The following is an 18,576-nucleotide window of genomic DNA, read 5'->3' as shown; positions in this document are numbered from 1 at the left end:
TCCTTCTCTATACATCCTGTAGAAGCTATCGTACTCCCATTATCCCTTCAGCCAGTGCGCAGCATCCTTTGCATGGTACGAAATAATAAGGTCAGCTCCGGCACGCTTCATGCCGATGAGCGTTTCCAATACGATCTTCTGCTCGTCAATCCAACCATTCGCTGCTGCTGCTTTGACCATTGCATACTCACCGCTGACGTTGTAGGCTACAAGCGGCAAATCGAACTGATCCTTCAGCGTACGGATAATATCGAGATAAGCCAGCGCTGGCTTCACCATCAAGAAATCAGCGCCTTCGAGCACATCGCTTTCTGCTTCGCGGAGCGCTTCGCGCGCATTCGCCGGATCCATCTGGTACGTCTTGCGGTCACCGAATTGCGGTGCGGAATGCGCCGCTTCGCGGAATGGGCCATAATATGCAGACGCATATTTGACCGAATACGACATGATTGGCACATTCGTATAACCCGCTTCGTCAAGCCCTTCGCGAATGGCTGTAACGAATCCATCCATCATGTTCGAAGGGGCGATAATATCTGCGCCTGCCTCCGCCTGCGACACAGCTGTCTTCACCAGCAACGGCAGCGATTCATCGTTATTAACATCTGCCGTTCCGTTATGCTCTTGAACGTGGACAACGCCGCAATGGCCATGATCCGTATATTGGCACAAGCATGTATCAGCGATTACGACAAGCTCTGGCGCCCATTGCTTGATCAGACGCGTCGCTTGCTGCACGATTTCGTTCGGGTCATATGCGGATGAACCCACCGCGTCCTTCGTAGCTGGAATGCCGAACAGCATGATCGATGGAATGCCAAGTGCTGTGATTTCGCGAATTTCTGCTTCAAGCAGATCAAGCGAGAAATGATAAACGCCTGGCATCGAGCGAATCTCTTCTTTGATGTTCGTACCATGCACTACATAGATCGGATATATAAAATCATTAACTGTCAGCACCGTCTCGCGCACCATGCTGCGCAATGCGGCAGATCCGCGCAAGCGGCGATGTCTAATCGTTGGGAAACTCATGCGGGAAACCTCCTTGTTTTCTACCCACCCAAACCCTCTCGATTTCTACCCACCTAAACCCTCCCTGCAAGGGAGGGCTCCGGGGTTTTCAGTTTATGCTCCCGAAGTGGTTTCCTTACGGAAACCTTTACCCCTGGACCCCGGAAGGTTGGCGGTGGGAGAGACTGTTGTGTGTGTATGTTACTGCGTGCTGGGAGTCGCGTGACCCTGCGGGTCACAACTTTCGTTCGAACTTATTAAAAACAAAAATAAATGACTGAAACATAGATTAAATTTATCTAGGGACAACCTATATAACGTTCACGCCGTTGGCGTTCGTTCGGTCGACTAGTCGCTTGGCCACGATAGCAGCAACCAGTGCCTCGATCGTAGCCTCTTCCGGCTCAATGGCAACCTCAAGGCCGGCAGCATTCACAGCTTGTGTCGTGATTGGTCCGATGCTTGCGATTTGAGTTTGCTTAAGCAGTGCCACTGGGTCTTCGACGCCATTGGCCCGCAGCAGCGTCAGCAAGTTCGTTACCGTCGATGAGCTCGTGAACGTCACGACGTGAACGTCTCCGTCCCGCAGCTGTTCAAGCGCGAGCTCATCCTGTCGATCCGCAATCACCGTTTCGTATACGTCAAGTTCAACTGCTTCAACACCTAACGCTCTAAGCTCGCGCGGCAGCACCTTACGTGCGAGATCGCCTCGTGCCAACAGCGCACGTTGCCCTGACTGTACCTCACCGCTAAGCTGCTCCAGCAAGCCTTCCTGCATATACTTCCCGGGAAGCTCTTCTACTGTTAAGCCCCGCTCCAGCAACGCCTCTGCGGTCTTAGGTCCGACAGCCACAATCCGTGCACGGCCGAAACGACGAATGTCTGTTCCGTACCGCCGCAGCCAGCGGAAGAAAGATTCAACGCCGTTCACACTCGTAAACATCAGCCAGTCGAATGATTCCGCTTCGTCGAAAGCACGTTCGATCGCCTGTGTTTGCACAGCTTCCGTAACATCGCGTGTCTCGATGACTGGATATTCGCATGGCTCACCGCCCAGCTCCTCGATCATTTGAATGAGCTCGCTTGCTTGAGCGCGAGCACGCGTAACGAGGACGCGTGTACCGAACAACGGTTTCTTGTCGAACCAGCGAAGCATGTCGCGCTGCTTCACCACGTCGCCAACAACGATAACAGCTGGCGGCTTGAAGCCAGCTGCTTCCACCTTCTCTGCGATATCCGCCAGCGTACCCGTCAGCGTCTCTTGCTCGACACGCGTCCCCCATCGAACGAGGGCAACAGGCGTCGTTGGCGATTTGCCATGGAACATCAGCTGTTCGCTGATATACCCAATCTTCGCAACGCCCATGAGGAAAATAAGCGTACCTGTCGCATTCGTAACTTTGTCCCAATGAATCGATTGATCCAGCTTTTCCGGGCTTTCATGTCCTGTTACGATCGACAGCGAGGAAGCCATATCCCGGTGAGTGACTGGAATGCCTGCATAAGCAGGTACTGCAATCGCCGACGTAATGCCTGGTACGATCTCGAATTCAACGCCATTCTGAACAAGCAGCTCCGCCTCTTCGCCGACGCGTCCGAAGATCGTAGGATCGCCACCCTTCAAGCGAGTAACCGTCTTGCCTTCAAGTGCAAGATCAACGAGCAGTTGATTGATTTCCTCTTGCTTCATCGTGTGACGATCTGGAAGCTTACCGACATACACACGCTCTGCCCCAGGCTTTATATGTGCCAGCAGCCTCGGGCTGGCAAGTCGGTCATACACAATAACATCCGCGCGCTTGATACATTCTAGTCCACGAACCGTAATTAGCTTTGGATCACCTGGACCTGCACCTACCAGATATACTTTCCCCTTCATCGCTCATCAGCCCCTTACTTGCGCCAGAATTTCATCTGCACCCGATGTAATCAGCTTATCCGCAATAGACAAGCCAAGCGCCTCAGGATTCGAATCTTTGCCTATTTCCTTCAGCAAAACCGCACCATCTGGCGATCCAACAATGCCGACCAGCTCGATAACTGCACCTTCAACCGATTTCTCCCCCGCACCTTCCGGCAGCGTAACGATTGCATGAGCGCCGATCGGGATTTGGCATCCCCCGTTCAGAGCGCCAAGGAAGCTGCGTTCTGCACGAACAGCCAGCTCCGATACAGGATCGTTCAACAACGACAACAGCTCCCGAACGCCTGTGTCCGATTCACGACATTCAATGCCAAGCGCACCTTGCCCAACGGCAGGAACACAAATATCGATTGGCAGCCGCTCATGAATGCGAGACTCCCAACCCATCCGATGTAAGCCTGCAGCAGCCAGCACAATCGCATCGAACTCTTCCGTCTCCAGCTTACGAATACGGGAATCGATATTGCCGCGGATCGACACAAGCTCAATATCCGGCCTGTAGCTCTTCAGCTGGCTGGCACGGCGCAAGCTGCTCGTTCCAATCTTCGCGCCGTTGGGCAGTGTCTCAAGACCGCCGCCAGTCGAAGTGATCAACACATCACGCGGATCAACCCGCTTCGGAACAGCACCATTCATTAACCCTTCCGGCAGCTCGAACGGCATGTCTTTCATGCTGTGAACCGCCATATCAATCTCGCCGTCCATGAGCGCCTGCTCGATTTCTTTGACGAACAGCCCTTTGCCGCCTACCTTAGACAGCGTAACATCGAGAATCCGATCGCCTTTTGTTACGATTTTGACAACTTCAAACGTGTAAGGCAATCCATGCTGCTCACTAAGTTCCTTAAGCTGATCAATTACTTGACCAGTCTGTGTTAATGCGAGCGCACTTTGTCTTGTTCCTACTCGAATGACACGTGCATTGCCATCTTGCGTATGAGTCTCTTTAGACACAGGCTTCTCCTCCTAAAAGTAATTGCTTACTTAGCTGATCTATCCAACCATCTGTCGCTTTAGCGATATCAATATCTGTACTTGTCAAGTCTTCCCGTACTCGAGCCAGCTCCTGCCAGCCCGTTTCATCCGCAGCCGCTGCCCGAAGGAGATGCTGCTTCGCCGCCAATTGATCCGTCTCAGACCTAATTACGTAATCCGAACTCAGCAACCGATCTCGAACCAGACGAAGTGACTGCAGCCGAGCACCGTATTCATCACCATACTGCTGCTCCAGCTCAAGCTTGAGCCTGGCTGCAAGCGATGGGCTCGCCCCGCTAGTGGTGACACCAATAACGAGATCGCCTCTGCGGACAACCGCAGGCGTTACGAATGACCCTTCGCCGCCTTCACTTGCTGAATTCGCCCATATGCCAAGCGCATCAGCCTCACTGACGATCCGAGCATTGAGCACCGGGTCGCTTGTTGCAGCAATGACGAGCCAAGCCTGCTGAATATCTGCTGGCTCATACGGTCGTTGGGCAATACGAACGAGGCTCGAATGCCCGAGTTCAGCCAGTGTATCCGTCACTTGCTCGGCTATGACGTCTATACGATCAGCCCCCGCTTCCATCAGAGCAGCCACTTTACGTTCAGCTACCTTGCCGCCCCCGATGACAGCACATCGCCTGCCAGCCAGCCGAAGCATGATCGGATACAATGCGTCTTCCTGCATCATAGGCCTCCTTACATCAGGATCTTTGAACGGAGTTCAAAGTCACTCCGCTGCTACATCAGGATCTTTGAACACGACATAGGGATCTTTGCGCCCCGCGCAAAGTCTCTCTGCTCTCAATGTCACTCCGCTCTATAATCAATGGAAGTTAGAAATCGGGTTAATCAGCACATTAAGAATCATAATACCAAATGCAAGCAAATTATACCTTGCAGCCATGTAGCCGACTTGACCATGTGTCTTGCGACGAACGAAATTCGCAACATACAGAACGAGAGCAATTAGTGAAATAATAACCTTCAAATCCGCTAGATAAATCCAACGTCCTTCAATCGCCACTGATACGATCGCCAGCGACAACGCAATAGCGAGCAGCGGCACGCCTGCAGAGACGAAACGGAAAGCGTATATTTCGATCACTTCGAGACTCGGCAGCCGCTTCATCGGCATGGTCCAACTCTTCTTCTTCAGCTTGCGATGAAGGAACAAGTACATGCCTGAGAATACGGCCGATATGGTCAGCGCAGCAAACGCGCAAATCATCAAGCTGATATGTAGAATAAGCAGATTGCGAGCTGCCTCATAAGGCTCAATGGTTTGCGCCGGCTTCGGATTGACCAGCAGCAGCGCCGCTAGCACAGCGAACCCGATTAAGTTAACGATAAAGACCAAATATTCAATTCGGAAGAACTGGCTGATGACAAGCGATATCGTCACTAACAGCCAAGAAACAGCAAACCAATATTCAAACCCCGATATATAACCAACGTCAAGGTGTGACATCATGCGATAGACCAAATATCCCGTTTGCAGCCCCCACACAAACATAAGCAGCCCTGTACCAATCCGTCTAGCGCTCCGGTTCGCATCTACGAAGTCGGAGAAATAAAACAGTAAGGTCAGGGCGTATACGTATAGCATGGCATCATAAAACCAATGTGATGTTATCATAAGCAGCCCCCATCCTTCACTGTTACCGCAACAAAGAAAAAACCGCCACATTCAAGCGGCGGCTTCTCACGGCGTTGCAGCAGCTATGCCCGCCGGCATCGGAACGGATGCTGGCTCGGCAGCAGCCTGCGGCTCTGTTGTTGGCTTAGGCTTCGATGCCGCTTGAGCGGACTCGCGGCCATTCTCGATCGAATGCTCAAGCGCGAACAGCTTGACGAACATATCCATCGCTTCACCGGCGTGTTTCTCGCCAGCCATTTCTTTAATACGCAGTATCGGGTCGCTCATCATTTGATTGACAATGCTCTTCGTCAGCTTGCGAATCACCTTCATCTCGTGTTCATCGAGATCAGGCAGCTTCTTCTCCAAGCTGTCCATCGTTTCCGAATGAATCGTCTCCGCCTTCGTCTGAAGTGCACGAATGAGAGGAATGACGCCCAGCGTCTTGTACCAGCTGCGGAACGAATCAAGCTCAATTGCGATCATCGCTTCAATCTTCAACGATTCTCTGCGACGCTGCTCGAGATTGCTGCCCACGATACCTTCAAGATCATCAATGTTGTATAAGAAAACATTATCCACTGCAGCGATAGCCGGGTCGAGATCCCGTGGCATCGCGATATCAATCATAAATAATGGACGTGATTTGCGGCGCTGCATAGCAGCCGCAACCTGCTCGCGCAGCAGCACATACTTGCTCGCTCCGGTCGAGCTGATCACCACGTCCGCTTCATGCAGACGTGCAATGGCATCCTCCATTGTACACGGCGTACCGCCAAGCTTGTCCGCCAATTCCGTTGCCCGTTCGAGTGTACGGTTCGCTACGATGACGCGCTCTGCACCATTGGATGAAAGGTGCTTACCCGTGAGCTCGCTCATTTTGCCAGCGCCAATAATCATGACGGTCTTCTTACCGAAATTGCCGAATATACGCTTGCCAAGTTCAACTGCTGCGTAGCTGACCGATACAGCCGCTTCGCCGATCGATGTCTCGGAATGCGCACGTTTGGCCATCGTGATGGCCTGTTTGAACAGCATATTAAACAGCGTTCCCGTCGCCTTCTCTTTCTGCGCAGTCAGAAACGCGTCTTTCACTTGACCCAGAATCTGTGTCTCGCCGATCACCATCGAGTCTAGACCGCTCGTAACGCGGAACAGATGCTCAATAGCCTGATCATCTTCGTACATATATAGATGATTCGTGAACTGCTGTCTAGGCAGCGCGAACCACTTCTCCATAAAGCTGCGAATATAATGACCGCATAGATGATGCCGATCGACGACCGCGTACAATTCCGTTCGGTTGCAGGTCGCGACGATGACACCTTCTAAGATGCTCTTAGTCTGCTTTAATTGCCGCAATGCTTCGGGTAAGTCTTGTTCGGCGAACGTGAATCGTTCCCGCACCTCAACCGGCGCCGTGCGATAATTCAAACCGACAACAATGATATGCATGCGAGCCTGCCTCCCTTCTGTTCGAATCTGTATCCAATCGGTCACGAACATTATAGCATAGTTCCAAGGTACTTCCGTCTTCAAATATGAAAAATGTTTGAAACAACATCTGTCCCTAGTGTGGTCAGTTGAAACTTCCATTATTCGCATAGGTTGTCCAGCTGCGGAAAAAATGAGAAAGACCATGGGTACCCATGGTCGATTGTTGTATTCAAAGCATGATGCCATTTATCTCATTAAGATGAAATATAAGACGCTGTCGATTCGCGTAAGCCGCTTAACTTTCTTCCTGATCCGAACTGATCGTCTGCATGATATGACCCCACAGCTGATCGCGGCCTTCGCCCGTCTCAGAGGAATAACGGATAATCGTATCGCGCGGGTCCGCCTGCAAAGTCTCTTTCACAAGCTTGATCTGCTTGTCCCATTGACTCTTCGGAATCTTGTCCGACTTCGTCACAACGATACAGGTTGGAATCTCAAAATGCTTAAGCCATTCATACATCAAGCAATCGTCCTTGGATGGTGCATGACGAATATCAATAATGAGCATCACGAGCTTCAGCTCTTCACGATCTTTGAGATACCTCTCGATCATTCGGCCCCAGGCTTCGCGCTCCGACTTCGACACCTTGGCATAACCATAGCCGGGAAAGTCGATGAAATAAACTTGTTCATTGATACGATAATAGTTCAACTGCTGCGTCTTACCCGGCTGGGAGCTTGTCCGAGCGAGGTTCTTACGGTTAATCATCCTATTAATGAGTGACGATTTACCGACATTCGAACGCCCTGCCAGAGCAATCTCTGGCAAGGCGTCAGTCGGATATTGATCCGGTCTTACTGCACTTATTACGAATTCTGCTGATGTGATTTTCATGTAACGGTTGTCCCTGCTTTCTGTTCTTGTGCTGAAGCTCCACCTTCAGCATGGTCTGCTGGCAGCAGCGCGTGCTGCAGCACCTCGTCCATATGGCCAACTGGCACGAAGGTCATCTCCTCGCGGATGCTCTCAGGTACGTCGACGAGATCACGCTCGTTGTCCTTAGGAAGCAGCACTTTGCGAATGCCTGCCCGATGGGCCGCGAGCGATTTCTCTTTCAGCCCGCCAATCGGAAGCACTCTGCCGCGTAGTGTAATCTCTCCGGTCATAGCGACTTCACGCGATACTGGACGGTTCGTCAGTGCGCTGATAAGTGCTGTTGCCATTGTAATGCCAGCAGATGGTCCATCCTTCGGAATAGCCCCTTCTGGAATATGGATATGAATATCGTTCTTCTCATGGAAATCCGGCTCGATATTAAGCGCAGCCGCTCTGCTGCGCGTATAGCTGAATGCAGCTTGCGCAGACTCCTTCATTACGTCGCCAAGCTTACCTGTCAGCGTCAGCTTCCCGCTGCCCGGCAGCACCGTCACTTCAATGACGAGCGTATCGCCGCCAACTTCGGTCCATGCAAGGCCTGTTACAGCGCCGACCTGATCCTCCTGCTCGGCGAGACCGTAGCGGAACTTCGATGGTCCGAGCCATTCTTTCACCTTCGCGAGGTCGACTGTAATCGATCCCTCGTGATCCTTGGAGACAATCTGCTTCGCTGCTTTACGGCACAGTGCAGCCAGCTGCTGCTCCAGGTTACGAACACCAGACTCACGCGTATATTCGCGTATAATGCCTTGCAGTGCCTCGCTCTCGACGACAAGCTGTTCATTGTCCAGTCCATGCTCACGCTTCTGCTTCGGCAGCAGGTAGCGCTCTGCGATTTGCTGCTTCTCCATCTCAGTGTAACCCGGAATGTAGAGCACTTCCATCCGATCAAGCAGCGGCCGCGGCACATTGTGCAGCGAGTTCGCTGTCGTCACGAACATAACGTTAGACAGATCATAAGGCACTTCGATGAAATGATCGCTGAACGTCGAGTTCTGCTCTGGATCGAGCACTTCAAGCAGAGCGGAAGCTGGGTCTCCCCGGAAATCCATCGCCATCTTGTCGATTTCATCGAGCAGGAACACGGGATTCATCGTACCTGCTGTCTTCATCCCTTGCATGATGCGGCCTGGCATAGCGCCAACATAGGTGCGGCGGTGGCCGCGAATTTCTGCTTCGTCACGCACGCCGCCGAGCGAGATACGGACGAACTTGCGATTAAGCGACTTCGCGATAGAACGCGCAATCGATGTTTTGCCGACGCCAGGAGGTCCAACGAGACAAAGAATCGGCCCTTTCAGCTTCTGTACGAGCTTCTGCACCGCCAAGTATTCGAGTACCCGTTCCTTCGGCTTATCCAGACCGTAATGATCATCGTTAAGAATAGCTTCGGCTTTGTCGAGATCGAGTTCAATCCCTTCGTCTTTCCCTTTGCGCCAAGGCAATGACAACAACCAATCGATATAATTGCGGATGACGCCCCCCTCTGCTGAGGTTGACGGCATTTTCTCCAGTCGATCAATTTCTTTCTCGACCTTCTCCTTCACTTTATCCGGCAAGCCCGCTTCCTCAAGCTGACTGCGCAGCTCTTCGACTTCGCCGGCGCGGCCTTCCTTGTCGCCAAGTTCCTTCTGGATCGCCTTCATCTGCTCGCGAAGATAATATTCCTTCTGCGTCTTCTCCATCTGCTTCTTGACGCGCTGGTTAATCTTGCGTTCCAGTTCGAGCACTTCGCGCTCGTTATGCAGAATGTCGAGCAGTTTCTCAAGACGCTGGCGGACGTCAATCGTCTCCAGAATGTCCTGTTTGTCGCGGATCTTAAGCGATAGGTGGCTCGTAATGACGTCCGCGAGTCTTCCCGGTTCATCAATGTCAGAGACGGCCGCAAGCGTCTCCGGCGTCACTTTCTTCGACAGATTGATATAATTCTCGAACTGCGTTAGCACCGTTCGCATTAGCGCGTCTGTCTCGGAGTCATCCGTCTCCTGCTCCGGAAGCTCCTTGACCATAACCTCGTAGAACTCTTCGTTCGGCAAATAGTCCAACACCTCTGCCCGAACTACACCTTCGACGAGCACGCGAATCGTCCCATTCGGCAGCTTCAGCATTTGTCTAACGCGCGCTACTGTACCGATTCGGTATATATCTTCCTGCGTAGGTTCCTCAATATTCACTTCTGATTGGGAACACAACAGAATCATATGGTCATCGACCATTGCGCGTTCAAGCGCCCGAACCGATTTTTCCCTTCCCACGTCTAGGTGGAGTACCATGCTGGGATATACGAGCAGTCCCCTAAGCGGAAGCAGGGGCAGCCTGCGTCCTTTCGATTTTCCAGGCCCCATTCCAGCACCTCCAATAGTGATGTCTAACCCATTTTATCACTCCGCCGAATCAGCCTGCAAATACGGCACCGTCGGCGCGATAAAACGATCCTGCGCGGCGGCCGAATCGACCATCTGGAATTTCTCCTCCGACTGCGGAAATACGATCGCAAACACTTCATCCACACGATCAACCGGCGTAATATGTACCCCTTCGAGTCCATCAAAAATCGCCTGCCAGTTCTCGCGAGGAATGATCACCCGCTGAGCCCCTGCTTGGAAAGCAGCCTCGACTTTCGCCAATACGCCGCCGACGGGCTTCACGTTGCCATGAATACCGATCTCGCCAGTCATCGCAAGCTTATTGTCTACCGGCTCACCTTTGATCGCAGAAGCGATAGCGGTTGCCATAGCGATACCAGCCGATGGGCCGTCAATTGGCGTTCCGCCCGGGAAGTTAATATGCAGGTCGTAGTCATGTGGACGAAGTCCATAGCGACGCATCACAGTCAGAACGTTCTCTACCGAACCTTTAGCCATGCTCTTGCGGCGCAGCGTACGCGAACCGCCGCCAAGCTCCTCTTCATCAACAACACCCGTAATTGTAAATGTACCTTTGCCCGAACGGACCGGAATGGCACTCACTTCGATTTCGAGCAGCGTGCCCATGTTAGGTCCATAGACGGCAAGTCCGTTTACAAAGCCGATCTGCGGCTCTGCAGGTACCTTGCGATCTGGTCTAGGCGGAATCTGACTGCTGTTAACAACCCATTCGATGTCAGCAGCGATCAGCTCACTGCGTTTCTCAGACAGAGCAAGCCCTGCGGCAAGCTGGATGACATTAACCGCTTCGCGGCCGTTCGTTGCATAACGGGTAACAACCTCAATTGCATCAGGCGACGGCTCGAAGCCGATTTTTTTTACCGCATTGGTTGCAATTTGAGCAATCTCGCCAGCGAGCAGCGGCCGGAAGTAAACTTCCATGCACCGCGAGCGAAGTGCGGCTGGCAGTTCTTGAGGGGAACGTGTCGTTGCGCCGACAAGACGAAAGTCCGCTGGCAACCCATTCTGGAACACATCATGCACATACATTGGAATGTTTGCATCTTCGGAGTTGTAATAGGCACTCTCTAGGAATACTTTGCGATCCTCAAGAACTTTTAATAATTTATTCAGTTGGATCGGATGCAATTCCCCAATCTCGTCAATAAACAATATACCGCCATGCGCTTTCGTTACTGCACCTGGCTTCGGCTGCGGAATACCTGCGACACCCATTGCGCCAGCGCCTTGGTAAATCGGGTCATGCACGGAGCCTATGAGCGGATCGGCGATACCGCGTTCATCGAATCGAGCCGTCGTAGCATCGATCTCGGTAAACTTCGCTTCCGGCAGAAACGGAGACGTAGGGTTTTTCTTCGCTTCCTCCAGCACGACGCGTGCAGCTGCAGTCTTGCCGACGCCAGGAGGACCGTAGATGATGACATGCTGCGGATTCGCGCTGCATAACGCTGCTTTCAGCGCTTTAAGGCCGTCAACTTGACCGACAATGTCCTGCATGGCCTGCGGTCTCGTCTTCTCTGCCAACGGCTTCGTAAGCGAGATGGAGCGCAGCTTGCGCAGCTTGTCCATCTCCTTGCGAGATTCACGGTCGACTGCCGACCGGCTCGTCTTCTGATTACGAAGCAAATTCCAAAAGTATAGACCGATAACGACAGCAAAAAACACCTGAATCATCATTAACACAAAGCTCAAAGTCATTACAAATCCCCTCCTGACATAAGGATCTTTGAGCCTAACCTCAGACTCAAAGCTACCCTGCCTCCTAATTTGCTTTCATCTTCGATATTGCTACCTGCAAGCAAATTGTTGGCGCATTGCCAATACAAAAAACACCCACAGGTCTAATACTTGTCAGTATTCCCTGCGGGTGTTTGAATATACGGAGGGGAAAGCGATTCACTTATAGAGGAAACACACAATTTAAGTGTTATTTGACTGGCGCGTGCTGCTTGCGGCCTGGAATTTCGCCAGTCGCTTCGAATACGCGCACAATCTCGTCGATTTCTTTCTTCAGCTCCGAGAGCAGATCTGCTTCTGGCACCTTACGAATCATCTCGCCATAGCGGAACAGCATCCCTTCGCCGCGTGCGCCGGCGATGCCGATATCAGCTTCACGCGCTTCGCCAGGTCCGTTAACGGCGCAGCCAAGCACGGATACTTTGATTGGCACTTTAATCTTCGAGATGTATTCCTCAACCTCGTTCGCAATCGTGAACAGGTCGATATCAAGGCGACCGCATGTCGGGCAGGATACGAGTGTTGCAGCATTCGTAATGAGACCAAATGTCTTCAGCAGCTCGCGCGCAACCTTCACTTCTTCAACCGGATCAGCACTCAAACTGATACGCACCGTGTTGCCGATACCCATTGCGAGCAATGCGCCGATACCTGCAGAGCTCTTGATCGTACCCGTATGGAGCGTGCCAGCTTCAGTAATGCCGAGGTGAAGAGGATATTTGATTTTCTCCGCTGCCATCGAGTAAGCAGCAATCGCCATCGGTACATCGGAAGCTTTGAGCGAGACGATAATATCGTGGAAATCCAGCTCTTCGAGAATGCCGATGTGGAACAATGCGCTCTCTACCATCGCTTCTGGCGTCGGATAACCGTATTTCTCCAAGAGGTGATTCTCGAGCGAGCCAGCGTTAACGCCAATTCGGATCGGAATCCCTTTCTCCTTACAAGCTTGAACAACCGCTTCAACTTTCTCGCGGCGACCGATATTCCCCGGATTGATCCGTACTTTATCAATGCCATTCTCGATCGCAAGCAAAGCGAGACGATAGTCGAAGTGGATGTCCGCGACGAGCGGAATATGAATCCGCTTCTTAATTTCTTTGATCGCTTCCGCCGCTTCCTTGTTATTGACCGTGACACGAACGATCTGGCAGCCCGCTTCTTCTAGGCGCAAAATTTCTGCAACTGTCGCATCCACGTCTGCTGTCTTCGTCGTACACATACTCTGAATGATGACTTCATCGCTGCCACCGATCGTCAGTGGACCAACCTTAACCGGCACCGTATCCTTGCGTAAGTACATGAGCCCTTCTCTCCCATGAACGTCAAAGTCCACCCGTCAGACAGCCCAAAAGCCGCATAACGGGTGGAAACTCCGACGGTAATATATGGATCGCCTAACGATTAGGCGCTCTCTTCTTTCTTTTTGCCCTTCTTAGGCGTCAATTCTGGCATAATTTTCTCGTTCACAACCTGCTCCGTAATGAGGCAGCTGCTTACGTCGTCGCGGGATGGCACTTCGTACATAACCTCGAGCATAATGCCCTCGATAATGGCACGAAGACCGCGTGCGCCAGTGTTACGCTTGATCGCTTCGCGCGCAATAGCTTCCAATGCGCCCTTCTCGAACTCAAGCTTCACATTGTCCATCTCAAGAAGTTTCTGATATTGCTTAACGAGCGCATTCTTCGGCTCGGAGAGAATACGAACAAGCGTCTCCTCATCGAGCGGCTCCAGCGAGGAAATAACTGGCAGACGACCAACGAATTCGGGGATAAGACCGAATTTGAGCAAGTCTTCTGGCAATACCATCGACAAGTATTCACCTGGCTTCAATTCTTTGCTGCTGTCGCCAGCCGCATTAAAGCCGATTACTTTCTTGCCGATTCTCCGTTTGATCAGCTGCTCCAGACCGTCGAACGCACCGCCGCAAATGAACAGAATGTTCGTCGTATCGATCTGAATGAACTCTTGATGCGGATGCTTACGACCACCTTGCGGCGGTACAGAAGCAACCGTACCTTCGAGGATCTTCAGCAGCGCCTGCTGAACGCCTTCGCCCGATACGTCGCGTGTAATCGATGGATTCTCCGATTTGCGAGCTACTTTATCAATCTCGTCAATGTAGATAATGCCGCGTTCAGCTTTCTCTACATCGTAATCAGCCGCTTGAATCAGTTTGAGCAAAATATTCTCAACGTCTTCGCCGACATAGCCAGCTTCCGTCAGCGACGTTGCATCTGCAATCGCGAACGGAACGTTCAGAATCTTCGCCATCGTCTGAGCGAGAAGCGTCTTACCAGAGCCAGTAGGACCTACGAGAAGAATGTTACTCTTCTGCAGCTCTACATCTTCCAGCTTGTTCTGCGAGTTGATCCGCTTGTAGTGGTTGTATACCGCTACCGCAAGCGACTTCTTCGCGCTCTCTTGACCAATTACATACGAGTCAAGAATGGCACGAATATCTTTGGGCTTCGGAATATCTTTCAGATCAAGCTCTTCCTCATGGCCGAGCTCCTCTTCTACGATTTCCGTGCACAGCTCGATGCATTCGTCGCATATATAAACGCCGGGACCGGCGACAAGCTTCCGAACCTGCTCCTGCGATTTGCCGCAGAACGAGCATTTCAACTGGCCCTTCTCGTCGTTGAATTTAAACATGGAATCACCCTTTCTATAGTGACGTTACCACCTTGTCAATCAAACCGTATGCCACGGCCTCTTCTGCTGACAGGAAATTGTCACGATCGGTATCGCGTTCGATCTTCTCATACGGCTGACCTGTACGCTCTACATAAATCTGATTCAGCTTCTGCTTCGTCTTAATGATCCAATCAGCATGAATCTTAATGTCCGAAGCTTGACCGCGAACGCCGCCAAGCGGCTGATGAATCATGACTTCGCTGTTCGGCAGCGCGAAGCGCTTGCCTTTGGCGCCTGCAGTAAGCAGAAGCGAGCCCATGCTCGCCGCCATGCCAACGCAGATCGTCGAGACGTCAGGCTTAATGAACTGCATTGTATCAAATATACCCATACCAGCGGTGACTGAACCGCCCGGCGAGTTAATGTACAGATGAATGTCCTTCTCTGGATCGTCGGCCGCCAGGAATAGCAGCTGAGCGATTACGGAGTTAGCAACATCATCATCTATTGCGCTGCCGAGAAAAATGATCCTGTCCTTTAACAGCCTTGAATAAATATCGTAAGAACGTTCTCCACGATTCGTCTGTTCGACTACGATCGGTACTAAATTCATGCGACCAACCTTCTTTCTTTAGGCGGAATGGTTACTTCCTTATATTATCACGTCGCTGCGCGGCTGTCATTTTTGAAGTAACAGTCGATAATACAGTATACGACGTGGCACTGCCGATATGTACGGGGAATAGCCCTATAAACGCACTTCAAAAAGTCCGTTTCAGATCAACTTTTCGAATCACGCACTTATGTATGTTACGCGTTGGGGCTGCAATAAGTTGCAGCGATATGTATGTATCAACAAACCGTTGAATGCAGGTTAAGTATTCTAGTGGAAAAATAAGGCACGTTTCGAGAACGTGCCTTACTCTCCTATGAAGCGCTACAGGCAATTTATGCCTTAAGCGTTAACTGCTTCTTTGCTGTTTTCAAGAAGGAATTTAACCGTGTTACGAACTGCAATGTCATCCTTCAGGTTGTCCAGGTTGCCGTTGCGCGTGAAGATTTCACGAAGCTCTTCGGCTGGACGGTTGTATGCTGTAGCAAGCGTCTCGAGCTCTGCACTAACTTCTTCGTCTGTAACTGCGATATTCTCAGCCTTCGCGATTGCTTCCAGCACGAGGTTGTTGCGAACGCGCTTCTCAGCATCGCCCTTCATTTGCTCGCGGAGCATTGCTTCGTTCTGGCCGGAGAATTGGAAGTACAGTTCAAGATTCATGCCTTGCATGCGCAGACGGTTCTCGAAGTCCTTCAGCATGTAGTCCGTTTCCGTACCGATCATTGCTTCAGGGATAACAACTTCAGCCGCTTCTGCTGCTTTCTCGACAACAGCTGCTTCACGAGCGCCTTCTGCTTCTTTCACTTTGCGCTCTTTCAGCTTGCCTTCGAGGTCTTGCTTGAACTCAGCAAGCGTATCGAATTCGGATACGTCCTTCGCGAACTCATCGTCAAGCGCTGGCAGGCTCTTACGTTTGATTTCGTGCAGTTTCACTTTGAATACTGCAGCTTTGCCAGCTAGGTTGTCCGCATGGTAGCTCTCTGGGAACGTAACTTCTACGTCCTTGAAATCGCCAGTGCCCATGCCGATCACTTGATCTTCGAAGCCTGGGATGAACGAACCGGAGCCGATCTCGAGCGAATAACGCTCGCTCTTGCCGCCTTCGAATGCAACGCCGTCAACATAGCCGTCGAAGTCGATAACAGCGATGTCGCCGTTCTCAACTGTACCTTCGTCAACAACGTTCAGTTCAGCATGACGCTGTTGCAGACGGTTCAATTCTTCGCCGATTTCCTCTTCGGAAACTGCTGCTTCTGCAGCTGGCACTTCGATGCCTTTGTACTCGCCAAGCTTCACTTCCGGCTTAACCGTTACTTTCGCAGTGAATTTGAACGATTGGCCTTTCGCGAATTGCACGACATCGATGTCAGGACGATCAACTGGAATGATGCCCGTTTCGTCAATTGCTTGTGGATATACTTCTTGCAGCAGGATGTCTACTGCGTCTTGGTACAGCGATTCAACGCCAAAACGTTTCTCGAACATCGCGCGTGGCACTTTGCCTTTGCGGAAGCCTGGAACGTTTACTTTCTGTACCACTTTCTTGAACGCTTTATCTAGCGCTTCATTAACTCGTTCCGCTTCAACCTCAACGCTGAGCGAAACCAGATTCGTGTCTATTTTTTCCCAAGTAGCTGTCATGGCTTGCAGTCCCCTCCAACATTACGCATTCAATGCGAAAATCTCATGTTTCTCACGTTTAATAAACCATTCTATTATAATCAACATCCAGCTAATTATCAAGACTCGTTGCTGCCCCCAAATGGACCATACGCAATTACTTGACGAAGTGCGCGGCACGCCTGCTCATAACTGAAGCGCATCGGCTCCGAAATGCCATAAGCTTCACGGGTCGCGTCATCATCGGCTTTGCCATATACGGTCAGAAGCAGCGTAAGGTGCAGTGCCGCTGCCCAACAGTCAATATTAAAGGTCTCATCGTCCAGCATTCGACGATACGAGGAAGTGCCGTATAAGTATTGAAGCAAATCTTTCCATAACTCGCGCGCAAAATGAGGCAGTGTCGGATCATCTGCATCCACAGATGCCTCAACCCGCTCAAGCGCCTGAATTACAGGACTGGGAAACTCTTCTAAAGACAGCGGCGTGCTCTCTATATCAAGCTCGACCCGCTCGTCCATCCGATCAAGTGTAATCATGCCCGACGCGCCATGGCGTTTCAGGCATTGCAGCGCTTTAAACTGTACGGCGGGGTGAACTGATTCGGTCGACAACCATTCCATTATCGCAGGGTTGATATCCGGATGGTCCAGATGAATAGCGCGTTCAAGCGCAAGCATCTGCTGGTCGGGCATCGGATGATGCTGAATAATATGCAGCACCTGTTTCACGTAGGACTCATCCTGCTCGCCAGGTTTCAGCGCGCTGCGGCGCATCTCTTCTTCTTCATTCTCATCCTCTTCAACCCGCTCATCAGCGGATTCCGGGAAAGCGACTTCAAGCCATGAGAGCAAATTGCCCCATTCCTCATAATGCCGCTCGTCTTCTCCCCTGCATTGGAGAAGAAATCGAATGAGTTTCTTCGCCTCGCTGTATTGCTCCGCTTCCAGCATGCGCGTCAATTGAATCTGATAGTGATCAAGCATGCTCGGAAACAAATAAACGTTATCTCGATTGCCTTCCTGTGGTTCTTGATTATTCGTAATGATAGCACCGCCTTGCAATGGGGAAACCGAACGTCGGGTCGGTTCCGCCAAACTTTGGTTCATTATACCATGCCGTGCGGTGAAACACACGAAGCGGTAGCGCCAATCGATTCTCCTGCCAAAAGTGTACTCTTGCAGTACTGTCCGTTTTTCAATTCATTTAAACGAAATGGCGAAAAGTTTGGGGATGAAGCCCTGGGGGATGAACCATAGTGAAATAAAAAAAACGCCTGATATCCTTAACAAGTAAGGGATCAGACGTCTATAAAGTGCCGAATGGACACCGACGTTCTATGAAGAACGTCCCGGAAGGGATTCGAACCCCCGACCGACGGCTTAGAAGGCCGTTGCTCTATCCTGCTGAGCTACCGGGACACGAGGGTTTTATCATAGCATAGCCGAACTCGTCAGTGCAATCCCTTTTCACGATTTTTTAGCAAAATGTGTGAGTGATTTGTTTAAATACCACCTATAAATTAGCGTTTTTGATAATTAGTTTATATAAATGTAATCGATTTCTATAATGAAGTAGTCGTTGGCCAACGGCACTTCAAAGGCGGAAGGATATGTTTTGACGAACTAGCTGCCCGCCGAGCAA

At 51.3% G+C, this 18,576-nt stretch carries 14 protein-coding genes and 1 tRNA gene; all 15 read right to left on the bottom strand.

What is annotated here, in order from left to right:
- Window positions 1-39 precede the first annotated feature (39 nt).
- Window positions 40-1,032, bottom strand: a complete 993-nt coding sequence (gene hemB, locus H8B09_RS03175) for a porphobilinogen synthase (protein WP_191202008.1) — start codon at window positions 1,030-1,032, stop codon at window positions 40-42.
- A gap of 289 nt (window positions 1,033-1,321) precedes the next feature.
- Window positions 1,322-2,890 carry a uroporphyrinogen-III C-methyltransferase gene (cobA, locus tag H8B09_RS03170; RefSeq protein ID WP_191202007.1) on the bottom strand — a complete coding sequence of 523 codons (1,569 nt, stop codon included), beginning with the start codon at window positions 2,888-2,890 and terminating at the stop codon, window positions 1,322-1,324.
- A 6-nt stretch (window positions 2,891-2,896) separates the two neighbouring features.
- Entirely contained in the window at window positions 2,897-3,889 is a 993-nt protein-coding gene (gene hemC, locus H8B09_RS03165) for a hydroxymethylbilane synthase (RefSeq protein ID WP_191202006.1), read from the bottom strand.
- Window positions 3,882-4,604 carry a precorrin-2 dehydrogenase/sirohydrochlorin ferrochelatase family protein gene (locus tag H8B09_RS03160; RefSeq protein WP_191202005.1) on the bottom strand — a complete coding sequence of 241 codons (723 nt, stop codon included), beginning with the start codon at window positions 4,602-4,604 and terminating at the stop codon, window positions 3,882-3,884. Before H8B09_RS03160 ends, hemC begins: the two co-directional genes overlap by 8 nt.
- Window positions 4,605-4,742: 138 nt before the next feature.
- Window positions 4,743-5,555, bottom strand: coding sequence for a cytochrome C assembly family protein (locus tag H8B09_RS03155; protein WP_191202004.1), 813 nt, complete (start codon window positions 5,553-5,555; stop codon window positions 4,743-4,745).
- Window positions 5,556-5,621: 66 nt separating this feature from the next.
- Window positions 5,622-7,010, bottom strand: a complete 1,389-nt coding sequence (hemA, locus tag H8B09_RS03150; protein ID WP_191202003.1) for a glutamyl-tRNA reductase — start codon at window positions 7,008-7,010, stop codon at window positions 5,622-5,624.
- 277 nt (window positions 7,011-7,287) lie between these two features.
- Window positions 7,288-7,890 carry a ribosome biogenesis GTP-binding protein YihA/YsxC gene (gene yihA, locus H8B09_RS03145; protein ID WP_191202002.1) on the bottom strand — a complete coding sequence of 201 codons (603 nt, stop codon included), beginning with the start codon at window positions 7,888-7,890 and terminating at the stop codon, window positions 7,288-7,290.
- Window positions 7,887-10,277: an endopeptidase La gene (lon, locus tag H8B09_RS03140; RefSeq protein WP_191202001.1), complete on the bottom strand. Its 2,391-nt coding sequence runs from the start codon at window positions 10,275-10,277 to the stop codon at window positions 7,887-7,889. The genes yihA and lon overlap by 4 nt, the downstream gene beginning before the upstream one ends.
- Window positions 10,278-10,313: 36 nt before the next feature.
- Entirely contained in the window at window positions 10,314-12,017 is a 1,704-nt protein-coding gene (gene lonB / locus H8B09_RS03135; protein WP_191202000.1) for an ATP-dependent protease LonB, read from the bottom strand.
- 229 nt (window positions 12,018-12,246) lie between these two features.
- On the bottom strand, window positions 12,247-13,359 hold the full coding sequence (ispG, locus tag H8B09_RS03130) for a flavodoxin-dependent (E)-4-hydroxy-3-methylbut-2-enyl-diphosphate synthase (protein ID WP_191201999.1): 1,113 nt from the start codon (window positions 13,357-13,359) through the stop codon (window positions 12,247-12,249).
- A 101-nt stretch (window positions 13,360-13,460) separates the two neighbouring features.
- Window positions 13,461-14,717, bottom strand: a complete 1,257-nt coding sequence (gene clpX / locus H8B09_RS03125; RefSeq protein ID WP_110047155.1) for an ATP-dependent protease ATP-binding subunit ClpX — start codon at window positions 14,715-14,717, stop codon at window positions 13,461-13,463.
- A gap of 13 nt (window positions 14,718-14,730) precedes the next feature.
- Window positions 14,731-15,312 (bottom strand): ATP-dependent Clp endopeptidase proteolytic subunit ClpP, encoded by a 582-nt coding sequence (clpP, locus tag H8B09_RS03120; protein ID WP_110047156.1) that lies wholly within the window; start codon window positions 15,310-15,312, stop codon window positions 14,731-14,733.
- Between the two features lie 342 nt (window positions 15,313-15,654).
- Window positions 15,655-16,953 (bottom strand): trigger factor, encoded by a 1,299-nt coding sequence (gene tig / locus H8B09_RS03115; RefSeq protein WP_191201998.1) that lies wholly within the window; start codon window positions 16,951-16,953, stop codon window positions 15,655-15,657.
- 98 nt (window positions 16,954-17,051) lie between these two features.
- Window positions 17,052-18,041: a hypothetical protein gene (locus H8B09_RS03110; protein WP_224753224.1), complete on the bottom strand. Its 990-nt coding sequence runs from the start codon at window positions 18,039-18,041 to the stop codon at window positions 17,052-17,054.
- Between the two features lie 238 nt (window positions 18,042-18,279).
- Window positions 18,280-18,353: transfer RNA gene (locus H8B09_RS03105), tRNA-Arg, on the bottom strand.
- Window positions 18,354-18,576 lie beyond the last annotated feature (223 nt).

This window comes from Paenibacillus terricola (genome assembly GCF_014779765.1).
Classification (GTDB): Bacteria; Bacillota; Bacilli; order Paenibacillales; family Paenibacillaceae; genus Paenibacillus_T; species Paenibacillus_T terricola.
The sequence above is the reverse complement of the archived record's forward strand: the minus strand, read 5'-3'. Positions and strand labels throughout refer to the sequence as shown.

What these genes read in the sequence shown, in the direction of transcription:
- hemB (WP_191202008.1), bottom strand. Translation starts at nt 1,032, where the DNA reads ATGAGTTTCCCAACGATTAGACATCGCCGCTTGCGCGGATCTGCCGCA.
- cobA (WP_191202007.1), bottom strand. Translation starts at nt 2,890, where the DNA reads ATGAAGGGGAAAGTATATCTGGTAGGTGCAGGTCCAGGTGATCCAAAG.
- H8B09_RS03160 (WP_191202005.1), bottom strand. Translation starts at nt 4,604, where the DNA reads ATGCAGGAAGACGCATTGTATCCGATCATGCTTCGGCTGGCTGGCAGG.
- H8B09_RS03155 (WP_191202004.1), bottom strand. Translation starts at nt 5,555, where the DNA reads ATGATAACATCACATTGGTTTTATGATGCCATGCTATACGTATACGCC.
- hemA (WP_191202003.1), bottom strand. Translation starts at nt 7,010, where the DNA reads ATGCATATCATTGTTGTCGGTTTGAATTATCGCACGGCGCCGGTTGAG.
- yihA (WP_191202002.1), bottom strand. Translation starts at nt 7,890, where the DNA reads ATGAAAATCACATCAGCAGAATTCGTAATAAGTGCAGTAAGACCGGAT.
- lon (WP_191202001.1), bottom strand. Translation starts at nt 10,277, where the DNA reads ATGGGGCCTGGAAAATCGAAAGGACGCAGGCTGCCCCTGCTTCCGCTT.
- lonB (WP_191202000.1), bottom strand. Translation starts at nt 12,017, where the DNA reads ATGACTTTGAGCTTTGTGTTAATGATGATTCAGGTGTTTTTTGCTGTC.
- ispG (WP_191201999.1), bottom strand. Translation starts at nt 13,359, where the DNA reads ATGTACTTACGCAAGGATACGGTGCCGGTTAAGGTTGGTCCACTGACG.
- clpX (WP_110047155.1), bottom strand. Translation starts at nt 14,717, where the DNA reads ATGTTTAAATTCAACGACGAGAAGGGCCAGTTGAAATGCTCGTTCTGC.
- clpP (WP_110047156.1), bottom strand. Translation starts at nt 15,312, where the DNA reads ATGAATTTAGTACCGATCGTAGTCGAACAGACGAATCGTGGAGAACGT.
- tig (WP_191201998.1), bottom strand. Translation starts at nt 16,953, where the DNA reads ATGACAGCTACTTGGGAAAAAATAGACACGAATCTGGTTTCGCTCAGC.
- H8B09_RS03110 (WP_224753224.1), bottom strand. Translation starts at nt 18,041, where the DNA reads ATGAACCAAAGTTTGGCGGAACCGACCCGACGTTCGGTTTCCCCATTG.